The organism is Streptomyces sp. DH12 (assembly GCF_020873895.1).
Taxonomy (GTDB): domain Bacteria; phylum Actinomycetota; class Actinomycetes; order Streptomycetales; family Streptomycetaceae; genus Streptomyces.
In genome coordinates, this window is the sequence record NZ_JAHWGT010000011.1 from 94,759 (window position 1) to 115,817 (window position 21,059).

At 74.2% G+C, this 21,059-nt stretch carries 14 protein-coding genes; 3 read left to right on the forward strand and 11 right to left on the reverse strand.

Annotation, left to right across the window (positions count from 1 at the left end):
* Window positions 1-82: 82 nt before the first annotated feature.
* The 5 genes from ffh to LPA54_RS12605 all read right to left on the reverse strand — a co-directional run bounded on the left by ffh (window position 83) and on the right by LPA54_RS12605 (window position 7,920).
* The gene (gene ffh / locus LPA54_RS12585) at window positions 83-1,636 is read right to left on the reverse strand and encodes a signal recognition particle protein (RefSeq protein WP_228976842.1); all 1,554 of its coding nucleotides are present in this window, start codon (window positions 1,634-1,636) and stop codon (window positions 83-85) included.
* Window positions 1,637-1,820: 184 nt separating this feature from the next.
* Window positions 1,821-4,424 (reverse strand): [protein-PII] uridylyltransferase, encoded by a 2,604-nt coding sequence (locus LPA54_RS12590; protein WP_228976844.1) that lies wholly within the window; start codon window positions 4,422-4,424, stop codon window positions 1,821-1,823.
* 13 nt (window positions 4,425-4,437) lie between these two features.
* Window positions 4,438-4,776, reverse strand: coding sequence for a P-II family nitrogen regulator (locus LPA54_RS12595; RefSeq protein WP_228976846.1), 339 nt, complete (start codon window positions 4,774-4,776; stop codon window positions 4,438-4,440).
* The gene (locus tag LPA54_RS12600) at window positions 4,773-6,134 is read right to left on the reverse strand and encodes an ammonium transporter (protein WP_228976848.1); all 1,362 of its coding nucleotides are present in this window, start codon (window positions 6,132-6,134) and stop codon (window positions 4,773-4,775) included. Before LPA54_RS12600 ends, LPA54_RS12595 begins: the two co-directional genes overlap by 4 nt.
* 307 nt (window positions 6,135-6,441) lie before the next feature.
* Window positions 6,442-7,920 carry a hypothetical protein gene (locus tag LPA54_RS12605; protein WP_228976850.1) on the reverse strand — a complete coding sequence of 493 codons (1,479 nt, stop codon included), beginning with the start codon at window positions 7,918-7,920 and terminating at the stop codon, window positions 6,442-6,444.
* A 430-nt stretch (window positions 7,921-8,350) separates the two neighbouring features.
* Between LPA54_RS12605 and LPA54_RS12610 the strand changes: the two genes are divergently transcribed.
* On the forward strand, window positions 8,351-9,055 hold the full coding sequence (locus LPA54_RS12610; protein WP_228976852.1) for a bifunctional DNA primase/polymerase: 705 nt from the start codon (window positions 8,351-8,353) through the stop codon (window positions 9,053-9,055).
* 96 nt (window positions 9,056-9,151) lie between these two features.
* Here LPA54_RS12610 and ftsY read toward each other — a convergent pair whose 3' ends face one another.
* Window positions 9,152-10,393: a signal recognition particle-docking protein FtsY gene (gene ftsY / locus LPA54_RS12615; RefSeq protein WP_228976855.1), complete on the reverse strand. Its 1,242-nt coding sequence runs from the start codon at window positions 10,391-10,393 to the stop codon at window positions 9,152-9,154.
* A 73-nt stretch (window positions 10,394-10,466) separates the two neighbouring features.
* Here ftsY and LPA54_RS12620 point away from each other — a divergent pair, with 73 nt between their 5' ends.
* Window positions 10,467-11,894 (forward strand): cytosine permease, encoded by a 1,428-nt coding sequence (locus LPA54_RS12620; protein ID WP_228976857.1) that lies wholly within the window; start codon window positions 10,467-10,469, stop codon window positions 11,892-11,894.
* Here the strand turns inward: LPA54_RS12620 and LPA54_RS12625 are convergent.
* The 4 genes from LPA54_RS12625 to LPA54_RS12640 all read right to left on the reverse strand — a co-directional run bounded on the left by LPA54_RS12625 (window position 11,891) and on the right by LPA54_RS12640 (window position 18,380).
* A complete protein-coding gene (locus tag LPA54_RS12625; protein WP_228976859.1) occupies window positions 11,891-13,309 on the reverse strand; it encodes a sugar porter family MFS transporter in 1,419 nt (472 codons plus the stop codon). The genes LPA54_RS12620 and LPA54_RS12625 overlap by 4 nt on opposite strands.
* 210 nt (window positions 13,310-13,519) lie before the next feature.
* Complete coding sequence (locus LPA54_RS12630; protein ID WP_228976861.1) at window positions 13,520-17,239, reverse strand: AAA family ATPase; 3,720 nt, start codon at window positions 17,237-17,239, stop codon at window positions 13,520-13,522.
* Between the two features lie 244 nt (window positions 17,240-17,483).
* The gene (locus LPA54_RS12635; protein ID WP_058942311.1) at window positions 17,484-17,696 is read right to left on the reverse strand and encodes a hypothetical protein; all 213 of its coding nucleotides are present in this window, start codon (window positions 17,694-17,696) and stop codon (window positions 17,484-17,486) included.
* A gap of 402 nt (window positions 17,697-18,098) precedes the next feature.
* Entirely contained in the window at window positions 18,099-18,380 is a 282-nt protein-coding gene (locus tag LPA54_RS12640) for an acylphosphatase (protein ID WP_228976864.1), read from the reverse strand.
* 174 nt (window positions 18,381-18,554) lie between these two features.
* On the opposite strand from LPA54_RS12640, the gene LPA54_RS12645 reads away from it, so the two are divergent.
* Window positions 18,555-19,514 carry a CAP domain-containing protein gene (locus LPA54_RS12645; protein ID WP_228976866.1) on the forward strand — a complete coding sequence of 320 codons (960 nt, stop codon included), beginning with the start codon at window positions 18,555-18,557 and terminating at the stop codon, window positions 19,512-19,514.
* A gap of 384 nt (window positions 19,515-19,898) precedes the next feature.
* Here the strand turns inward: LPA54_RS12645 and LPA54_RS12650 are convergent, their stop codons facing one another.
* Window positions 19,899-20,723: a hypothetical protein gene (locus LPA54_RS12650; protein ID WP_228976867.1), complete on the reverse strand. Its 825-nt coding sequence runs from the start codon at window positions 20,721-20,723 to the stop codon at window positions 19,899-19,901.
* Window positions 20,724-21,059 lie beyond the last annotated feature (336 nt).

The window sequence follows — 21,059 nt, forward strand, 5'->3', positions numbered from 1 at the left end:
CCACCGCACTGGTGGGTGCCCCTCGCCGCGCGTACCGTCGGGCCCCGCGCGTGCCGTCGGGCCGTCGCCGCGCGCGCCGTGCTCAGCCCATGAACTTCTTGAACTCGTCCGGCAGCTCGAAGTCCTGGCCCGGCTGCCCGGCCGGGAGGCCGAACGCGCCGCCCTGCTGGGCCTGCTCCTCGCGGCGCGCGGCGGCGGCCTCCTCCTCGGCCTTCCGCTTCAGCGGGTTGCCGCTGCGCCGCTTGCCCTTGGCCTGCTTCTGCTGCTTCTTCTGGCGGCCCGCGCCGCCCCCCGTGCCGGGCATGCCGGGCATGCCCGGCATGCCGCCGCCCTGCGCCATCCGCGACATCATCTTGCGGGCCTCGAAGAACCGCTCCACCAGCGACTTCACGGCGCTGACGTCGACGCCCGAACCACGCGCGATCCGGGCCCGGCGCGAGCCGTTGATGATCGTGGGGTCCTGGCGCTCGGCCGGGGTCATGGACTTGATGACCGCCGCCGTGCGGTCGACGTCCCGCTCGTCGATGTTGTTGATCTGGTCCCGCATCTGCGCCATGCCCGGCAGCATGCCGAGCAGCTTGGAGATGGAGCCCATCTTGCGGACCTGCTCCATCTGGGCCAGGAAGTCGTCGAGGGTGAAGTCCTTGCCCTTGCTGCTCGCCAGCTTGGAGGCCATCTTGGCGGCCTCTTCCTGGCTGAAGGTCTGCTCGGCCTTCTCGATCAGCGACAGCACGTCGCCCATGCCGAGGATGCGCGACGCCATGCGGTCCGGGTGGAACGCGTCGAACTCGTCCAGCTTCTCGCCGTTGGAGGCGAACATGATCTGGCGGCCGGTGACGTGCGCGATGGACAGGGCGGCACCGCCGCGGGCGTCGCCGTCGAGCTTCGACAGGACGACGCCGTCGAAGCCCACGCCGTCGCGGAACGCCTCGGCCGTGTTGACGGCGTCCTGACCGATCATCGCGTCGACGACGAAGAGGATCTCGTCCGGGCGGACGGCGTCCCGGATGTCGGCGGCCTGCCGCATCATCTCCTGGTCGATGCCCAGGCGGCCGGCGGTGTCGACGATGACGATGTCGAACTGCTTGGTCCGCGCGTACTCGATCGAGTCCTTGGCGACCTGGACCGGGTCGCCGACGCCGTTGCCCGGCTCGGGCGCGTAGACGCCGACGCCGGCGCGGTCGGCGACGACGGAGAGCTGGTTGACGGCGTTGGGGCGCTGGAGGTCGCAGGCGACGAGCAGCGGGGAGTGGCCCTGGCCCTTGAGCCAGAGGCCGAGCTTGCCGGCGAGCGTGGTCTTGCCCGCACCCTGCAGACCGGCCAGCATGATCACGGTCGGGGCGGTCTTGGCGAAGCGCAGGCGGCGGGTCTCACCGCCGAGGATGGAGACCAGCTCGTCATTGACGATCTTGATGACCTGCTGTGAGGGGTTGAGCGCCTTGGACACCTCGGCCCCGGACGCCCTCTCCTTCACGTTCTTGATGAACGCCCGGACCACCGGCAGGGCGACGTCCGCTTCCAGCAGGGCGATGCGGATCTCGCGGGCGGTGGCGTCGATGTCCGCCTCGGACAACCTGCCTTTGCCTCGCAGAGTCTTGAAAGTCGCGGAGAGGCGGTCGGAGAGGGTATCGAACACGGCGCTCGTCGGTCCTCGGGTCTCGGAAGCAGGCGGACAGTCGGAGTCAAGGGTATCCGCCCGCGCGGCGGGGGCGCCCTCCCCTCGCGCATCCCGCCGGCCGGGGCGGCGGCCCGGGGGCCCGCCGGGGTGTCCGGGACGCACGCCGGCGGTGCCGCAACCGGCGCCGCCCGGCCCGGCCCGGTCACGCCCGCAGGGCCTCCTCCAGGGCCCGCGCCGCCTGCGCGGCCGCCCCGGTCGACAGCGGGGCGCCCTCGGTGTCCGTGACGTAGACCGTGTCCACCGCGTTCGCGCCGAGGGTGCTGACGTGGGCGCTGCGCACCCGTACCTCCGCGCCCTCCAATGCCCGGCCGATGCGGTGCAGCAGGCCCGGGGCGTCCTGGGCGCGGACCTCCAGGACCGTGGCGCGGGCGGCCGAGCCCGCCGGGGCGACGGTGACGCGGGGCGGCGGGCCCTGGACGCCCCGGCGCCGCGGGTGGGCGGCGTCGCGCTCGGCGAGCCGGGCGGCCACGTCGAGGGAGCCGTCCAGGGCGCGTACGAGGTCGGCGCGGAGCCGCACGGCCTGCGGCAGGGAGCCGTACTCGGCGGCGACGCGCCAGTTCAGCACCAGCACGGGACCGGGGCGGACCGGCCCGGCGGACGGAGCGCCGGTCCCGGCCGCCGACCGGGCGCGGGGCGCGGCGGGCGGCGCGGCGGCGGGCCGCGGGTCGGGCGCCGGGGGGTGGGGCGGCTCGATGGGCAGGTCGACGGCGCGCAGGTCGGCGGAGCGGACGGTGAGCCGGTGCAGGGCGAGGACCCCGGCGACGGCGGGGAGGACGCCCGGCCGGTCGGGCAGGGCGACCAGCAGCTCCACGCCCACCGGCTCAGGCTCGCCCGCCGGCCCGGCGCCGTCCCCGCCGCAGCCGTCACCGGCGCGGCCGCCCCCGTCGCCGTCGTCCTCGTGCTGGGTGCGGAGGGCCAGTACCGGTTCGCCGGTGCGCAGCGCCTCGACGGCGAGGCGCTCCTCCTCGGCGCCGGGCGCGGCCGGTTCGGGCGCCGTGGGGGTGTCGCCGGAGAGGGCGGCCGCCACCCGCCCGACGAGGTCGGCGACGAGCCCGGCCCGCCAGGAGGACCAGGCGGCGGGCCCGGTGGCGAGGGCGTCGGCCTCGGTGAGGGCGTGCAGCAGCTCCAGGGTGGCCGGGCTGCCGACGGCCTCGGCGACGGCGGTGACGGTGGCCGGGTCGTCGAGGTCGCGCCGGGTCGCGGTCTCCACGAGGAGCAGGTGGTGGCGGACGAGGGCGGCGAGCACCTCCGTGTCGGCCCGGTCGAAGCCGACGCGGACGGCGACGTCGCGGGCGATGGTCGCGCCGGCGACGGAGTGGTCGCCGGGCCACCCCTTGCCGAGGTCGTGCAGGAGCGCGGCGACGAGGAGCAGGTCGGGGCGGCCGACGCGGCGGGTGAGGGAGGAGGCGCGGACGGCGGTCTCCACGAGGTGCCGGTCGACGGTCCAGGTGTGGACGGGGTTGCGCTGCGGGCGGCAGCGGACGCGTTCCCAGTCCGGTACGAGTCGGGTGACGAGCCCCTCGGCCTCCAGCGCCTCCCAGACGGCGACGGCGGGTTCGCCCGCGCCGAGCAGCGTGACCAGTTGTTCGCGGGCCTCGGCGGGCCAGGGCACGGGGAGCGGCTTCGCGGTGGTGGCGAGGTGGCGCACGGCGTGCCGGGACAGGGGCAGCCCGGCCTGGGCCGCGGCCGCGGCGGCGCGCAGCGGGAGGACGGGGTCGCGTTCGGGGCGGGCGGTGCGCGCGAGGACGGCCTCGCCGTCCATCTCGACGACGCCCTCGGCGAGGGGTGTGCGTTCCGGTCGGGTGCGGGGGGCCCTGCCGCCGCCGAGGAGGGCGCGCAGCCTCGGCCGGGCGGAGCGGGCGCGCAGCACGCGGTGGACCTCGCGCCAGGTGACGTCGGAGGCGTAGGCGATGGTCCGGGCGGCTTCCGAGACGCGGCGGAGCAGGGCGTCGGCGTCGAGCAGGCCGAGGGCGGCGGCGACCTGGTCCTGTTCCTGGAGGGCGAGCCGGTCGGTGGCGCGTCCGGTGGCGAGGTGGAGCGCGTCGCGGACGTCGAGGAGGGTGCGGGCCGCGTCGGCGAGGCCCTCGCGGGGGGCGTCGGCCAGCCAGGAGGCGGCGACGGCGCGCAGGGCGGTGGCGTCGCGCAGTCCGCCGCGGGCCTCCTTGAGGTCGCCTTCGAGGAGGTGGGGCAGCTCGCCCTGGCGCTCGGCGCGTTCCCGGCACAGCTCGTGCAGGGCGGGGAGGCGGGCGGGGGCCTGGTTGCGCCAGTCGGCGAGGACGGTGGTGCGCAGGGCGGCGACGAGCCCGGCGTCGCCGGCGAGCGGGCGGGCGTCGAGGAGGCCGAGGTGGACCTTGAGGTCCTCGCGGGCGGTCCTGCGGGCCTCCCCCGGGGTGCGTACGGAGTGGTCGAGTGCCAGCCCGAGGTCCCACACGGGGTACCAGAGGCGGTCGGCGAGGGCGGCGACGGCGCCGGGCTCGGCCGTGCCGTCGTGGAGCAGGAGCAGGTCGAGGTCGCTGCGCGGGGAGAGTTCGCCGCGTCCGTAGCCGCCGACGGCGACGAGCGCGGTGCCGCGGGGCGGGTCGGCCGCGGCGTACAGCCCGGCGAGCCAGTCGTCGGTGAGCCGGGCCAGCGCGGCGCGGCGGGCCGGCCCGGGGCGGCCCTCCTGGCGGAGGAGGGCCGTCCGGGCCGCCGCGTGGCCGCCGGGTCCCGAGTCGTCGTCCTTCTCGTGCGTCGCGTGGCTCGTCACCCGGCAGCTCCCCTTACAGCGCGTCGGGTCCGCGTTCGCCCGTGCGGACGCGGACGGCGGTCTCGACGGGGACGCTCCACACCTTGCCGTCGCCGATCTTGCCGGTGCGGGCGGCCTTCACGACGACCTCGATGAGCTGTTCGGCGTCGTCGTCCTCGACGAGGACCTCGATGCGGATCTTCGGGACGAGGTCGACGGTGTACTCGGCACCCCGGTAGACCTCGGTGTGGCCGCGCTGGCGCCCGTAGCCGCTGGCCTCGGTGACGGTCAGGCCGTGGACTCCGAAGGCCTGGAGGGCCTCCTTGATCTCGTCCAGCCGGTGCGGCTTGACGATCGCGGTGATGAGCTTCATGCGTCGACCTTCCTGGTGTGCTGGGCTGCCGCCGTGGTGTCGCCGGTGGCGGGCACGGACCTGCGGGGGGCGGTGCCGCCGCCGGCGCCGCTGAAGTCGTAGGCGGTCTCGGCGTGCTCGCCCTGGTCGATGCCGGCGACCTCGTCGTCCTCGCTGACGCGCATGCCGATCGTCCGGTGGATGACGAGGGCGAGGACCGCGGAGACGACGAAGGAGTACGCGAAGACCGCGACGACCCCGGTGACCTGCTTGACCAGCTGCTCGGCGCCGCCGCCGTAGAACAGGCCCCTGGCCTCGGACTGGACGCCGCCGGTGGCGAAGAAGCCGACGAGGACGGAGCCGACGACACCGCCGACGAGGTGGACGCCGACGACGTCGAGGGAGTCGTCGTAGCCGAACCTGTACTTCAGCCCGACGGCCATGGCGCACAACAGGCCGGCGACGGCGCCGATGGCGAGGGCGCCGAGCGGGGAGGAGGAGCCGCCGGCGGGGGTGATGGCGACGAGGCCGGCGACGGCGCCGGAGGCGGCGCCGAGGGTGGTGCAGGCGCCGTGGCGGACCTTCTCCCAGGCGAGCCAGGCGAGCATGGCGGCGGCGGTGGCGACCTGCGTGTTGACGAACATCACGGCGCCGACGCCGTCGTCGTTGCCGAGCCAGGAGCCGGCGTTGAAGCCGAACCAGCCGAACCACAGCAGGCCGGCGCCGAGCATGACGAGGGGCAGGCTGTGCGGACGCATCGGGTCCTTCTTGAAGCCGACGCGCTTGCCGATGACGAGGATCACGCCGAGGGCGGCGGCGCCGGCGTTGATGTGGACGGCGGTGCCGCCGGCGAAGTCGATGACGCCCCTCTCGAAGAGCCAGCCGCCCGCCCCCCACACCCAGTGGGCGACGGGGAAGTACACGACGGTGGCCCACAGGGTGATGAAGAGCGCCCAGGCGCCGAACTTGACGCGGTCGGCGAGCGCGCCGCTGATCAGGGCGGGCGTGATGACGGCGAACATCAGCTGGAAGACGGCGAAGACGTAGACGGGGATGGTGTAGCCGTCCCACAGCTGGTCGCGGCCGATGCCGCTCAGGCCGACGTACTCGGAGGACCAGCCGACGACCGAGCCGATGTCGGTGCCGAAGGCGATGCTGAAGCCGTAGAGCACCCAGAGGACCGTGACGATCCCGAGGCTGACGAAGCTCATCATCAGCATGTTGAGCGTGCTCTTGACGCGGACCATGCCTCCGTAGAAGAAGGCGAGGCCCGGCGTCATGAGCATCACGAGGGCGGAGCAGATGAGCATGAAGCCGGTGTTGGCGGCAGAGAGCGCGGGCGCTTCCTCTGCGGCGAGCGTCAGGATGCCTGGGGGCATCGGCGTCTCCTCGTCGTCGGTCGGCCTGTGCGGGGTGCGGAGCCGGGGCTGCGCGGCTGTGAGAAGTGGCCGGTTATGACGCAGGAGATTCGCGCAGCGCCGTTTCCGCGGATGCCGCCCGATGTTTCGGCGCAGTGACGAAGGGGTGGGGTGTGTTACGTCGCCGTGAACCGCCGGATCACGGGTGTGTCACGGCGGCGGCCGCGGCCGGTCCGTCGAGGACCGACCGCGGCGGCCGCGCCCGTCACCTGCGGTGGGGGAACCGAGTCGGGCTGTCAGGGGCGGCCGCCGCGGCCGGGGTCCGTGGTCAGACGGCCTCGGCGGTCTCGGGCAGCTGTTCGGCGAGGAGTTCGGTGATCCGGGTGACCTCCGGTACGTCGCCGAAGTCGCGTACGGCGGTGTCGACGGTCTTGCGCAGGCGGGTGTTGACCCGCTCGGAGCGGACCCGTCGGGCCACCGCGAGGGCGTCCTCGGCGCGGGCGCTGGCCTGCTCGGGCTCGCGCTTGAGGAGGTGGACGGTGGCCATGCCGACGAGGTTGAGGGCGTAGGAGCGCTGGTGTTCGCGGTCCTGTGAGAAGAGGTCGACGGCGCGCCGCATGACGGGTTCGGCGAGGGAGGCGTAGGTGGGGCTGCGGCCGGCGACGTAGGCGAGGTCGCGGAAGGAGTGGGAGTTCTCGCCGTTCAGCTCGGCCTCGGTGAAGAAGCGGATCCAGTCGGGCTCCGGCTCGCCGTCGAGGCCGGCGTCGGCGAAGGTGTCCTCGGCCATCCGGACGGCCCGCTTGCACTTGCTCGGCTGCCCCATGTTGGCGTACGCGCGGGCCTCCATCGCATACAGCATCGCCTGGGTGCGGGCGGTGGCGCAGTCGCGGCTGCCGTACTGCGCGAGGTGGATGAGTTCAAGGGCGTCGTCCGGCCGTCCGAGGTGGATCATCTGACGGCCCATCGAGGACAGGACGTACGAGCCGAGCGGTTTGTCGCCGGCTTCCTTGGCGGCGTGCAGGGCGAGCACGAAGTACTTCTGGGCGGTGGGCTGGAGGCCGACGTCGTAGCTCATCCACCCGGCGAGCTGGGCCAGTTCGGCCGCGCAGCGGAAGAGGCGGCGGGTGGTGTCGGCGGGCTGGGTCTCCTGGAGGAGGTCGGTCACCTCGTGCAGCTGCCCGACGACGGCCTTGCGGCGCAGTCCGCCGCCGCACTGCGCGTCCCACTTGCGGAACATCGCCGTGGTGGACTCCAGCATCTCCAGCTCCGCCCGGGAGAGCCGGTACGGGCGGCGACCGGGGGACTGCGCCTCGCCGCGGTCGGGCCGGTCGGGGGTGGGGGTGGGCACCAGCCAGCGCTGCATGGGCTCGATGAGGGAGGGCCCTGCGGCGAGGGAGAGCGACGTGCCGAGGAAGCCGCGCCGGGCGAGCATGAGGTCGCTGCGGGAGAACTCGCTGAGCAGCGAGACGGTCTGCGGGCCGGCCCAGGGCAGGTCCACGCCGGACACCGAGGGTGACTGGTGGGCGGTGCGCAGGCCGAGGTCCTCGACGGCGACGACGGAGCCGAAGCGCTCGGAGAACAGCTCGGAGAGGATGCGCGGGATGGGTTCGCGCGGCTGCTCGCCGTCCAGCCAGCGCCGTACGCGGGAGGTGTCGGTGCTGATGTGGTGCGCGCCCATCTGGCGGGCGCGGCGGTTGACCTGGCGCGCCAGCTCGCCCTTCGACCAGCCGCTGCGGACGAACCACGAGCCGAGCTGCTCGTTCGGGCGCTTGCCGGCATTCGTACCGTCTGTGCCGCTGCCGCCCACTGGAAGGCCCCCATCCGCCGAGTCACCGTGTTGCCCGAACCCTTGCCAGGATGCCGTCGATCGCGGCCCCGCGTCCGGGGATCGCGGCCCTCCGGACGGGGCGCCGCGTGCCTCCGGCATACCCATGGGTGGAGACGCTACCCCGGGTTCGTGCACTGAAAGTAATGCTTCGATCACCGCCGCCGCGAGGCCGATTCCTCAAACGCCACCATTCGCCACCCCTTCGAATGAACCTCCCCACCGCGGGGCGCGATTCACTGGTCGCATGACGATCGGGAGCCCGGCGCGCTGATGCACGAGTCAGCGCGCGGACAGCGGCGCACCACCTCGCTCGCGGTCGAGCGCCACCCGAACGAGGGACAGGGCGACGCAGCGTCACGATGGAACTCCAGGTCGTAACCACCGGCGAGTTCGACGCGTTGGAGGAGACATGGGCTTCACGATCGGCGGCACGCGCATCCGCGACATGCGGTCCGGATGGACCGGGTTCACCGGACTCACGGGGTTGGCGCTGTCGGGCTCGCGCCGCCGCGCGACCCGGGCGGCGGAGTGGACGGCGGTGGCGGAGTACACCGGTCTGTGGGGCTGGGACGTGGCGCCGGGGGCGCGGGCCGCGGCGGGCGCCTGCTCCTGCGGTGACGCCGCGTGCCCGGCGCCGGGCGCCCATCCGCTGGGCTTCGCGCCCGAGGTGCCCGCGGGCTCGTCGGTGGACGCGGTCGCGGAGGCGTGGGCGCGGTGTCCGGGCGCGTCGATGCTGCTGCCGGTGGGGCGGTCGTTCGACGTGCTGGAGGTCGCCGAGGCGGCGGGGCGGCGGGCCCTGGTGCGGCTGGAGCGGATGGGGCTGCCGCTGGGGCCGGTCTGCGTGACGCCGACCGGTCGGGCGCAGTTCTTCGTGGCGCCGGGGGCGTCGGCGCAGCTGCCGCGGCTGCTGTACCGCATGGGGTGGGACGACGCCGACCTCGACCTGCGGTGCCTGGGGCCGGGCTCCTGGATCACGGCGCCGCCGTCGGACCACGGCGGGCTGGGCCCGGCGCGGTGGCTGCGGGCGCCGTCCCTCGACGCGGGCCACGCGGCGCCGCAGGCCCGGCTGCTGCTCGGCACCCTGGCGTACATCTGCCACCGCTCGGCGGCCTGACCCGCGGCGCGCGGGGGCGTACGTCAGCGGTGCGGGGATGCGGTCGGGCCGGCCGGCGGGGTCGGGACCGCGCCGGCCGGCCCGGGGGCGTCACGGTCAGGCGGGGTCGGCCGGCTCCCCGATGAGGGCGTCCACGAACGCCTCCGGCTCGAAGGGCGCCAGGTCGTCCGGGCCCTCCCCGAGACCGACGAGCTTCACCGGCACGCCCAGCTCCCGCTGGACGGCGATGACGATGCCGCCCTTGGCGGTGCCGTCCAGCTTGGTGAGCACGATGCCGGTGATGTCGACGACCTCCGCGAAGACGCGCGCCTGGACCAGGCCGTTCTGACCCGTGGTGGCGTCCAGGACGAGCAGGACCTCGTCCAGGGGGCCGTGCTTCTCGACGACGCGCTTGACCTTGCCGAGCTCGTCCATGAGGCCGGTCTTGGTGTGCAGGCGGCCGGCGGTGTCGATGAGCACCACGTCGGCGCCCTCGGCGATGCCCTCCTTCACCGCGTCGAACGCGATGGACGCCGGGTCGCCGCCCTCGGGGCCGCGCACGGTGCGGGCGCCGACGCGCTCGCCCCAGGTCTGGAGCTGGTCGGCGGCGGCGGCCCGGAAGGTGTCGGCGGCGCCGAGCACCACGGAGCGCCCGTCGGCCACCAGGACCCGCGCGAGCTTGCCGGTCGTCGTGGTCTTGCCGGTGCCGTTGACGCCGACGACCATGACGACGCCGGGCGTCTCCTCGCCGCCCTCCGTCTTCACGGAGCGGTCGAAGTCGCTGCCCAGCAGGACGAGCAGCTCCTCGCGGAGCAGGGCGCGCAGCTCGTCGGGGGTGCGCGTGCCGAGGACCCGGACCCGCTCGCGCAGGCGCTCGACGAGTTCCTGGGTGGGGGCGACGCCGACGTCGGCGGTGAGGAGGGTGTCCTCGATCTCCTCCCAGGTGTCCTCGTCGAGGTTGTCGCGCGACAGCAGCGTGAGCAGGCCCTTGCCGAGGGAGTTCTGCGAGCGGGCGAGCCGGGCGCGCAGCCGCACCAGGCGGCCCGCGGTGGGCTCGGGTACCTCGACCTCGCGGGCCGGGGGCTCGGCGACGACCGGGTCCTCGACGGCGGCCGGCGTGCCGACGGCCTCCTCGGCCGTCGGGAGGTCGACCTCCTCGATGGTCCGGCGCGGCTCTTCACGGGGTTTCTCCGCCTCCTCGCCGACCTGCGGCTCGGCGGGCGGGGCGGTGATGGTCGGCGTGGTCGACGGGGCCGCGGGCGGCGGCAGCTGCTTCTTCCGGCGGCCGCCGACGACGAGGCCGCTGATCACGCCGACCGCGACCAGGGCGATGACTACAGCAAGGATGACGAATTCCATGGTCCGACCAGTATGCGCGACGCCGCCGCCCCATCCCTTGCCGTTATGACCTGTTTAGGCAAGGGTGCGGTGAATGTACGAGAGTCGGGGCCTTGAGCCCGTCCCCGCGGCCGAGCGGGTCGGCCGTGTCCGCGAGCTGTTCCCGACCTGGGTCGCGGCCAACATCACGGTCCTGCTCCTGACCCTGGGCGCCGGCCTGGTGGTGCTGCACGGGCTGAACGTGTGGCAGGTACTGGTCGTGGCGGTGACGGCGCCCGTCGTCTCGTACGGGGTCGTGGGGCTGGTGTCGGTGGCGGGCAAGCGCGGGGGCGCCCCGGGCATGGCGCTGTCCCGGGCGGTGTTCGGCCAGCGCGGGAACCTGCTGCCCGGGGCGCTGATCTGGGCGGCGCGCTGGGGGTGGGAGACGGTCAACGCCGTGACGGGCGCGTACGCGCTGCTCACGCTGGTCCGGTTGGCGGGCGGGGGGCGTACGGGCACTTCGGTGGCGGTGGTGGCGCTGGTGCTCTTCGTCGCGGCGACGTTCGCCGTGTCGGGGCTCGGCATCGGGGCGCTGCGGGTGTGCTGCCGCTGGGCGGCGTACCTGTTCGGGGCGTTCTCGGTGCCGGTCCTGGCGTACCTGGTGGCGCGGACCGACTGGGGCGCGGTGGCGGGGCGTCCGCCGGGGCCCGCGCCGATGGTGGTGGTGGGGGTCGGGACGCTGGCGGCCGGGGCGATCAGCTGGGCCCCGTCGGCGCCGGACTTCGCGCGCTACCTGCCGCGGACGGCGCGGGCGGGGGCGATGGTCGCGGCGACGGTGGCGGGGGCCCTGGTCGTGGTGGTTCCGCTGGTGCTGATGGGGGCGGTGATGGCCGAGTCGACGCCGGGGCTGGCGTCGACGGCGGACCCGGTGGGGTTCATCGGCGTCCGGCTGCCGCGGTGGCTCTCGGTGCCGTACCTGCTGCTCGCGCTCGTCGGCATGCTGCTGATCAACGCGATGTCGATGTACTCGGCCGGGTTCATGGCGCAGACGCTCGGCGTCAGGCTGCCGCGGGGGTGGGCGGTGGGAGTGAACGCGGCCATCAGCCTGGTGCTGGGGCTGTGGCTGCTGGTGGCGGCGGCCGGGTTCCTCGGGACGTTCCTGTCGTTCCTGACGCTGCTGGGGGTGGCGTTCGCCGCGTGGGTGGGGGTGTTCGGCCTGGACCTGGCGCTGGGCCGCTCGTACGACGGGGCCGCGCTGCTGGACCGGGGCCCGTCGAGCGCGTACTGGTACCGGGGCGGGTTCGCGTGGCCGGCCGTGGCGGGGTGGGGGGCCGCGCTGGCCGCGGGGCTGCTGTTCACCCGGGTCGAGTGGTTCGGCGGGCCGCTCGCGGGGAGCTGGCCGGGCCGCCACGGGCTGGGGTGGGTGGTGTCCGCGCTGGTGGCGGCCGCGGTGTACGGCGCCCTGCGGCCGACTGCCCCGGCCCGCGCACAGGAGGCGGGCCGGGGCAGCCGGAAGGTCGAGGAGAGGGGCAGCGGGGATTAGCCCATCTCCTCCAACGCCTTGCCCTTGGTCTCCTTCACGAACTTGAGCACGAAGGGGATGGAGAGCACGGCGAAGACCGTGTAGATGACGTACGTGCCGGAGAGGTTCCAGTCCGCCAGGGACGGGAAGCTCGCGGTGATGGCCCAGTTGGCGATCCACTGGGCGGACGCGGCGACGCCCAGGGCGGCGGCGCGGATCCGATTGGGGAACATCTCGCCGAGGAAGACCCAGACCACCACGCCCCATGAGAGGGCGAAGAAGAGCACGAAGAGGTGGGCGGCGATGAGGGCGACGACGCCCTGGGTCTCCGGGAGCTTGCCGTCGACGAGGTCGGCGGAGAAGGCCCACGCCTCGAAGGCGAGGGCGAGCGCCATGCCGGCGGAGCCGACGAGGGCCAGCGGCCGGCGGCCGACGCGGTCCACGAGGACCATCGCGATCACGGTGCCGACGATGTTGATGATCGACGTGGTGAACGAGTAGAAGAACGAGCTGGACGGGTTGATGCCGACCGACTGCCACAGCGTCGCGGAGTAGTAGAAGGCGACGTTGATGCCGACGAGCTGCTGGAAGACCGACAGGCCGATGCCGACCCAGACGATCGGGAGGAAGCCGAAGCGGCTGCCGAGCAGGTCCCGGAAGGTGGACTTGTGCTCGCGGTGCATGGCGTGCTCGATCTCGGCGACGCGCGCGTCCAGGTCGACGCCCGCGCCCTCGACCTCGGCGAGGACCTCCTTGGCCTTCGCCGTGCGGCCGACGGAGATGAGGAAGCGGGGCGACTCGGGGATGGCGAAGGAGAGCAGGCCGTAGAGGACGGCCGGGACGACCATGACGCCGAGCATCCACTGCCAGGCCTCCAGGCCGGCGATCTTGCCGCGCTGGTCGCCGCCGGCCATGTTGAGGATGGCCCAGTTGACGAGCTGGGAGACGGCGATGCCGACGACGATCGCGGCCTGCTGGAAGGAGCCGAGCCGGCCGCGGTAGGCGGCGGGGGCGACCTCGGCGATGTACGCGGGGCCGATCACCGAGGCCATGCCGATGGCGAAGCCGCCGACGACGCGCCACAGGGCCAGGTCCCACAGCGCGAACGGCAGCGCGGAGCCGACGGCGCTCACGGTGAACAGGGCGGCGGCGATCTGCATGCAGCGGATGCGGCCGATGCGGTCGGCGATCCGCCCCGCGGTGGCGGCGCCGACGGCGCAGCCGATCAGGGCGATGGCGATGACCTGGGCCAGCGTGCCGGAACCGATCTCGTACCGGTGGCGGATGGCTTCGACGGCGCCGTTGATGACGGAGCTGTCGTAGCCGAAGAGGAATCCGCCCATCGCGGCGGCGGCCGTGATGAAGATGACATGGCCCAGGTGGTCGGGGTGGGCCTGCCGGGCCCCCGACGCCGATGGCTGCGCGGTGCTGGTCACGTGAACTCCTGGTACCCGGCGCCGTCGCCGGGCATGGGGGGCGAGCCCTTCCAGTGGCGCACAACCTCTCGCCGCCCACCACTTGAAGGTAAAAGCAACGTTGCAGACCCTATGCCTTCAAGTTTCGAAGTCAAGAGGTCAAGTCGTGTGACTTGAAGCGCACGACTTGGCCAGATGTGTTCAGTACTTGAAGTTGATCTCGGGGGTCCGTCAGCGGAGCCTCTGACTTACGACCTTCGATACCCCGTCGCCCTGCATCGACACGCCGTAGAGCGCGTCCGCGACCTCCATGGTCCGCTTCTGGTGCGTGATGACGATGAGCTGCGAACTCTCCTGCAGCTCGCGCATGATCCGGATCAGCCGCCGGAGGTTGGTGTCGTCCAGCGCCGCCTCCACCTCGTCCATCACGTAGAACGGGCTCGGTCGGGCCTTGAAGATCGCCACCAGCATCGCGACGGCCGTCAGGGAGCGCTCGCCGCCGGACAGCAGCGACAGCCGCTTGACCTTCTTGCCCGGCGGCCGGGCCTCCACCTCGACGCCCGTGCCGAGCAGGTCGTCCGGGTCCGTCAGGACCAGCCGCCCCTCCCCGCCGGGGAACAGCCGCGCGAAGACGCCCTCGAACTCCCGGGCGGTGTCCCGGAACGCCTCCGCGAAGACCTGCTGCACGCGCTCGTCGACCTCCTTGACCACCTGGAGCAGGTCGGCGCGGGTCCGCTTGAGGTCCTCCAGCTGCTCGGAGAGGAACCGGTGGCGCTCCTCCAGTGCCGCGAACTCCTCCAGGGCGAGCGGATTCACCTTCCCGAGCTGCTGGTACGCCCGTTCGGCCGCCCTGAGCCGCTTCTCCTGCTCGGCGCGGTCGAAGGGCCGCACCCGCGCGTCGTCCGCGGGGCCGGAGCCGTCGTCCCCGGTCCCGCCCGGTGCGGGCGGCTCGGGAACGGGCGGCTCCTCGCCGGGGGCGGGCGGGGCGGCCGGCACCGGCTGGTCGGGGCCGTACTCGGCGACGAGCACGGCGGGATCGACCCCCAGCTCCTCCAGCGCCCGGGTCTCCAGCTGCTCGATGCGCAGCCGCTTCTCGGCGCCCAGGACCTCGCCTCGGTGGACGGAGTCGGTCAGCTTGTCGAGTTCGGCCTTCAGCTCCCGGCCGCGGGCGCGGGCGTCGGCCAGCTCGCGTTCGCGCACGGCCCGGCCCTCCTCGGCCGCGGACCGCTCCGCCTCGGCGCGCACCAGGGACACCTCCACGTGAGCGAGGAGCTGCCGGGCGCCGGACGCGACGGCCGCGGCGACCTCCGCCTCGTGGCGCAGCCGGGCGCGGTGGCGCTCGGCGCGCGCCCGGGCCTCGCGCTCGGCGCGGGCGGCGCGGTCCAGGGAGTCGGCCCGGCCGGCGAGGGCCTTGACCCGCTCCTCGTGCGTACGGGCCTGGAGGCGCGCCTCCATCTCGGTCTGGCGGGCGTTGGCGCCGTCGGCGGCGAGCCGGTCCCGTACCGACGTGTCGGGTTCGTCCTCGCCGGGGACCTCCTGGGCGACGAGGAGCCGCTCGGCCAACTCCTCCGCCTCCGCCGTCGCCCGTTCCAGGGCCTCCCGGGCGCGGGCGACCGCCGCGTCGGCCCGCTCGGCCTCGCCCGCGGCGCCCTTGGCCTGCCCGGCGAGGCCGCCGAGCCGCTGGGCGACGGCCGACTTCTCCCGGTCGGCGGCGCGGCGTCGCTCCCCCAGCTCCTCGACGCGGGCCGCGCACGCCTGCCGCCGCTCGGTCGCCTCCTCCTGCGCCGCGGCCAGTTCCCGGCACCGTACGGCCAGCTCGGCGAGGTCGGCGGCGGCCTCGTCGACGGACGCCCGCACCTCCAGGAGGCTGGGGGCGCCGGCGGAGCCGCCGTGCGCGAAGTGGGCGGCCAGGAGGTCGCCGTCGGAGGTGACGGCCGTCAGGCCGGGGCGCGCGCGCAGCAGCGCCTCGGCGTCCTCCAGGGTGCCGACGACCGCGACGTCCCGCAGCAGTCGCCGGACGGCCGGCATCAGCTCGCCGGGGCCGCGCACCAGCTCGGCGGCGGGCAGCGCACCACCCGGCAGGCCGGGGTCCGGTGCGGCGGCGGACAGCTGCGGCGCTCCCTGCGCGTCGGGCCCCGCCGACTGCGGCCCCTGCTCGTGGGGCCCCTGCCCCTCGGCCCCCGCCGGCTGCGGTTCCTGCGTCTCGGGTGCCGTCGGCCGCGGTGGTTCCGGCGCGCCGGACACGAGCAGGGAGGCCCGGCCGGCGTCCTCCTTGCGCAGCAGGCGGATCGCCTCGGCGGCGGTCGCCGGGCCGGTCACGGCGAGCGCGTCGGCGGCCGCGCCGAGGGCCGCGGCGATCGGCACCTCGTGGCCGGGGGTGACGGTGAGCAGTTCGGCGGCCGGGCCGAGGAGGCCGGTGAGCCGGTCGGCCGCGTCGAGCAGGGCGCCGGTGCCGTCCTTGCGGCGCAGGCCGAGGGAGAGCGCCTCGTGCCGGGCCTGGGTGGCGGCGCGGCGGCGCTCGGCGGCGGTGAGCGCCTCGCGGCCGGCGGTGAGGGCGGCCTCGGCGGCGGCGAGTTCGCGCGCGGCGGCCTCGTGGGCCGCCGCGAGGTCCGCGTCGCCCGCGTCGAGACCGTCGACCTCGGTGCGCAGCGCCTGGTACTCCTCCTGTGCGGCGGCGGCACGTTCGCGGGCCTCGTCGCGGGCGGCGGACAGCCGGTCGATCTCCGCCTGGGCGGCGCCGGCCCGGGAGCGGGCGGCGCCGGCCTGGCCGCTGAGCCGGGCGAGCCCCTCGCGGCGGTCGGCGATGGCGCGGGCGGCGTCCCGCAGCCGGCGCTCCTCCACGGCGAGGGCCTGTTCCAGCTCGGCCCGGTGGGCGACGGTGTCCTCCAGGGCCCGTTCGGCCGCCTCCAGGGCCGCCGTCAGCTCCGCCTCCTGCTCACGGACGCGGGCTGCCTCGCGCTCCAGCTCCTCCGGGTCGCGGCCGCGCCGCTCCTCGACGGGTGAGGCGGTGGCGCTGGTCACCCGGGCGTCGGCCAGCGAGACGGTGCCGCGCACCCGCTCGGCCAGCCGGGACAGCTCGTACCAGGTGTGCTGTGCGCGCTCCAGGCGCGGGGCGAGGCGGCGCACCTCGTCCTCCAGGGCGGCCTCGCGCACCAGGGCGGCCCTCAGGTCCGCCTCGGCGCGCTCCTTGCGCTCGCGTAGCGCCGCCTCGTCGGCGATCTCCGCGTCGAGCGCCGCCCGGAGGCGTACGAGGTCGTCGGCGAGGAGCCGCAGGCGGGCGTCGCGCAGCTCGGCCTGGATGACGGCGGCGCGGCGGGCGACGGCGGCCTGCCGGCCGAGCGGTTTGAGCTGCCGCCGCAGTTCGTCGGTGAGGTCCTGGACGCGGGCGAGGTTGGCGCGCATCGCGTCGAGCTTGCGCAGCGCCTTCTCCTTGCGCTTGCGGTGCTTCAGGACGCCGGCGGCCTCCTCGATGAACGCGCGGCGGCCCATCGGGTCGGCGTGCAGGACGGAGTCGAGCCGGCCCTGGCCGACGATCACGTGCATCTCGCGGCCGATCCCGGAATCGCTCAGCAGTTCCTGGATGTCGAGGAGCCGGCAGGTGTCGCCGTTGATCTGGTATTCGCTGCCGCCGTTGCGGAACATGATCCGCGTGATGGTGACTTCGGCGTAGTCGATGGGGAGCGCGCCGTCGGAGTTGTCGATCGTGAGGGAGACCTCGGCGCGTCCCAGGGGCGGTCGGCCGGTCGTCCCGGCGAAGATCACGTCTTCCATCTTGCCGCCGCGCAGGGTTTTCGCCCCCTGCTCGCCCATGACCCAGGAAAGGGCGTCCACGACGTTCGACTTGCCGGATCCGTTCGGGCCGACGACGCAGGTGATGCCCGGTTCGAACCGCAGGGTGGTGGCGGAGGCGAACGACTTGAATCCGCGGAGGGTCAGGGCCTTGAGGTGCACGGTCCGGGACTCTACCCGGCGCGTTTCGTTTGGCCCGGGAACGAGCAGGGCAGATCAGTCGGTAAGCGAGGGGGTACGGCTGTCGACACTCCGGTGAAGAAACCGGTGTGACGTCCGAGGACTTCTGGTGAAGTGGGGGCGGGAAAAGAAAGAAGGGACGCCGAAGCGTCCCTTGCATATCTGTTCGCGAGAGTGATTCTCACCTTCCCCGAGCTTCAGGCCTGCCTCGGGTGTCCCTGCCGGGTCAGGTGAGCGCAGGCTCGCCCTTGGGAACGTCCATGTCGATGCCGTCGAGCAACGGCTCGCGGTGAGCGGCGGCAGCGGCGAGCGCGTCCTTCTCGGACTGGATCCGTACCAGCTCGGATTCCAGGTCCTGGACGCGCTGCTGAAGCCGTCGCATCTCGGCGAGCAGTCGCGGGTCGGTACCGCCGACGTAACCGAGAAGCGCCTTTGCCATGATGGATGGTCCTCCACACTGAGTGACCGACCGAAGCGGTTGGGTCGTCGAGGGAAATCGCACCCGCGGTGCTCGGCGGTACTGGTGCCGCTGCGGTTCTCACCGCCGAACAGCCAGGGTGCGCGGGGCTTCCAGAGTCTCACCAAAAAGTTTGACGGTCAACACGATCACGCCCTGCATCGACGGGCAACCGGGGGGTCTCAGGCCGCCGAACGTACGGCGGCGCCTCGCGCGCGGTGCCCGGAGGGGCGTGGAGATCATCCTTGCGCGCCGGGACGGCCATCACAACCCCTTCTCGGCAATCACCTGCCCATTTCTCTTTCCCGGGGCCACGTGCGCGCTCCCCCGGACACCCTCCGGAAGTGATCCGCACCCCTCGGTACGGAAAGCCGCGACCCTCGTCTAGCGGATCGCGAATCCCTCGTATCCGCCGCGCGGCGTGTCCCAGATCTCAGTGACTCCGTCGACGCGGCCGGGTGTGTCGTCGGAGCGCAGCCATTCCAGGAGACGGTGGCAATTCTCACTCGGTCCTTCGGCGACGACCTGGACCCGGCCGTCCTCGAGGTTCAGGGCGAAGCCGGTCAGCCCACCGATCTCCAGGGCGTTCGCCCTGGTGAACCAGCGGAACCCCACTCCCTGCACCCGTCCGCGCACCCATGCCGTGAGCCTTGCCTCGTCGTTCATGGCTGCACGCTAACCGGCCGCCGCCGGCCGGAGCACCTCCCTGCCGCGTGCCGGTGGCGTACAGTCCCGACCCAGCGAGCCTCACCCGTTCGGCCGTGCCCCACCGGCACCTCCGGGCCTCCGGGGCCGCAGGACGACCGCAGGACCAGCAGCTGAACGCAGGAGGCAGAGCAGATGGGACGCCATCGACGCTCCGGCGCCGCGCCCGCACCCGACGGGCGGGAGGCGTACGGCCCGACCCCGTCCGGCGCCGACGGCCCGACCCCCGGACACCGGGGCGCCCGACGGCGCAAGCGCGCCCTGCCCGTGCGCGGCGGGCTGCTCGGCGCCTCGGCCGCCATGGCGGTGGGCGCCGTCGCCGTGGCGTCGGGGCTGCTGCCCGGCGGCGAGACGTTCACCCTCGGCAGCGGCACCGGCGGCACGCCCGGCGGGCACATACGCTCCAGCAGCGCCCCCGACCTGGGCACCCAGGGCAGCACCTCCCCCGCGCCCGCCGCCACCGCGGCCCCCGCCTCCCGTACGCCGGCGCCCCAGGCGGCGCCCAGCGCGCCACGCCCCTCGGCGACCCGGTCGCGGACGGCCGCGCCGAAGCCCCCCGCCCCCTCGCCGACGCCGCCCGCGAAGCCGTCCCGCACGAAGACCCCGCCGCCGGCGCCCGAGCGCACCACTCCCCCACCGGCCCCGCGCCCCACGCCGAGCGCGCCCGCCCCGCAGCGCACGAGCGCACCGCCCGCCCCGCAGTCACCGACCAGCCGGGCCATGGCCGCCGAGGCGGCGGTCCTCGCCCTGGTCAACCAGGAGCGGGCGACGTTCGGCTGCGGCCCGGTGCGCGCCTCGACCGACCTCGGCGACCTGGCGCGGGCCTACAGCCAGGACATGGCGGAGCGGGGCTTCTTCGCCCACACCGACCCCGACGGCGACGACCCGTGGGCCCGCGCGGCCCAGGCGGGCGTCGAGGGCCTGGCCGCCGAGAACATCGCCCGCGGCCAGGCGGACGCGAAGGCCGTCATGGACGCGTGGATGAACAGCGAGGGCCACCGCGCCAACATCCTCAACTGCGACCTGAAGCGCCTGGGCGTCGGAGTCCACTTCGGCCCGGGCGGGCCCTGGTGGACGCAGAACTTCGGCTTCTGAGGTCCCCGCAGGTCAAGCGACGTACGACTCTTCGCGGGCCGTCTTCGGGCCGTCATCGGTGGCGGAGGCGGCCCGGACCGCGTCCACGGCGGCGCGCGTACGGGCCTGGCCCGACGGCGTCGGGTGGATGCGTCCGCGGGGTGTAGCCCGGGTCAGGGGACCGAGGCACTCGCCCAGGGCCTTGCCCTTTCCCCCGCCTCCGGCAGCACGTGGCCCGGCCAGGGCGGAGCCGACGGGCTCGGGCAGGGGAACGTCCCTTTCCCGGCTGCACTCCCGGGTCAGTCACCGGCGGACGATCGACCCGCACGCCTCGGTGCGAGGTGGAATCACCTCCCAGCCGTGCCCCAGGCATGACGACGCCGGAGACGCGGTGAAGCCGCCAGGTCAGTAGTCGTACGGCTGTTCGTTTGGTTTGCCGTTGCAGTGTGCCCACGTGCAGACGCCGTGCCAGTACTCGGTGCGCGAGGAGGTGTAAAGGTCCGCGGTCAGGTCGGCCACCTGGGAGCGGGTCGGGCCGGGGGTTCCGTCGCGCTTCTGCCGAGGGTCGGCGACGGCCACGGCGGCCACGATGCTGTGGTCGGCCAGGACGCAGATGGGCACCCGCATCGCCGGGGCGGAGCGTGGTCTCACCGAGCCCATGCGCTTGAGATCGGCGTCCTGGCACTCGATCAGAACGCCGTGGAGGCCGGCAGGGGCGAACCGCACGCGGGAGCCGACCAGCTCGCCGCGGAAGGCCTGCTCCCCGTCGGCGATCGCCTCGAAGAACCTGTCGAGCGCGGTGGCCGGGTCGGCGATCGTCCCCCAGAGGCCGTCGACCAGCAGCGTTCTGGGCCCGTACCGGTACTGGGCCCGCGCGACGGCGGGGTCCTTGACGCCGATCGCCTCCTCCCTGACCGGACGCCCCACCTCGGTGCGTGCGATGTAGCAGTCCGCGTTCGACGGCGCCCCCTCGCACTCCCTGGTGGAAAGGTCCTTCAGGTACTCCGAGAACTTCCGGTAGTGACCGACCGAATCGGCCGGGGTCAGCATGTAGCCCTTCGTCACCGGGTCCACGCTCTGCTGCGCCGGCGCCGAGGGCGACAGAACGCAGCCGCCGCCTGCGAGCGCCATGCCGGCAACCGCCAGGGCGACAGCCGCCAGGGCCTTGAGTCTTCTGACGCGATGGCCGCGCACGACCGTGCCCCCTTGGTTCGCCGTCTTGCCGATCATGTGTTTTCGACCAGGGGAAGGGGTGAAAGGTTGCCTTGACTTCCGGAACGGACGGCACAGGTGGGCCTCTCGCCAGGCCGATCCTCATCCGTGTACGTCCCCGGACCGAGACGGCTCGGCGCAGGGACGGAGGGCAGGCCGCTCCTGCCCTCCGGGCCGTCCGGCCGGTCGGAGGGGGCCGGCGAGACGCCACACACGGCCACCGACGACTGAGTCGCCGATCGCGGCGTTCATCGATCCCACGGCCGCGGGTCAAGGCCTCGGGCCTTGGCTTCTCGGCGGCCCCCGCCGTTCCGCGGGCGGACGACCCCCGTCATCTGCGGCACGCGCCCCACC

Coding starts and splice junctions, on each gene's coding strand:
- LPA54_RS12595 (WP_228976846.1), bottom strand. CDS start 4,776: ATGAAGCTCATCACCGCGATCGTCAAGCCGCACCGGCTGGACGAGATC.
- LPA54_RS12600 (WP_228976848.1), bottom strand. CDS start 6,134: ATGCCCCCAGGCATCCTGACGCTCGCCGCAGAGGAAGCGCCCGCGCTC.
- LPA54_RS12610 (WP_228976852.1), top strand. CDS start 8,351: ATGGGCTTCACGATCGGCGGCACGCGCATCCGCGACATGCGGTCCGGA.
- ftsY (WP_228976855.1), bottom strand. CDS start 10,393: ATGGAATTCGTCATCCTTGCTGTAGTCATCGCCCTGGTCGCGGTCGGC.
- LPA54_RS12620 (WP_228976857.1), top strand. CDS start 10,467: ATGTACGAGAGTCGGGGCCTTGAGCCCGTCCCCGCGGCCGAGCGGGTC.
- LPA54_RS12635 (WP_058942311.1), bottom strand. CDS start 17,696: ATGGCAAAGGCGCTTCTCGGTTACGTCGGCGGTACCGACCCGCGACTG.
- LPA54_RS12640 (WP_228976864.1), bottom strand. CDS start 18,380: ATGAACGACGAGGCAAGGCTCACGGCATGGGTGCGCGGACGGGTGCAG.
- LPA54_RS12645 (WP_228976866.1), top strand. CDS start 18,555: ATGGGACGCCATCGACGCTCCGGCGCCGCGCCCGCACCCGACGGGCGG.
- LPA54_RS12650 (WP_228976867.1), bottom strand. CDS start 20,723: ATGATCGGCAAGACGGCGAACCAAGGGGGCACGGTCGTGCGCGGCCAT.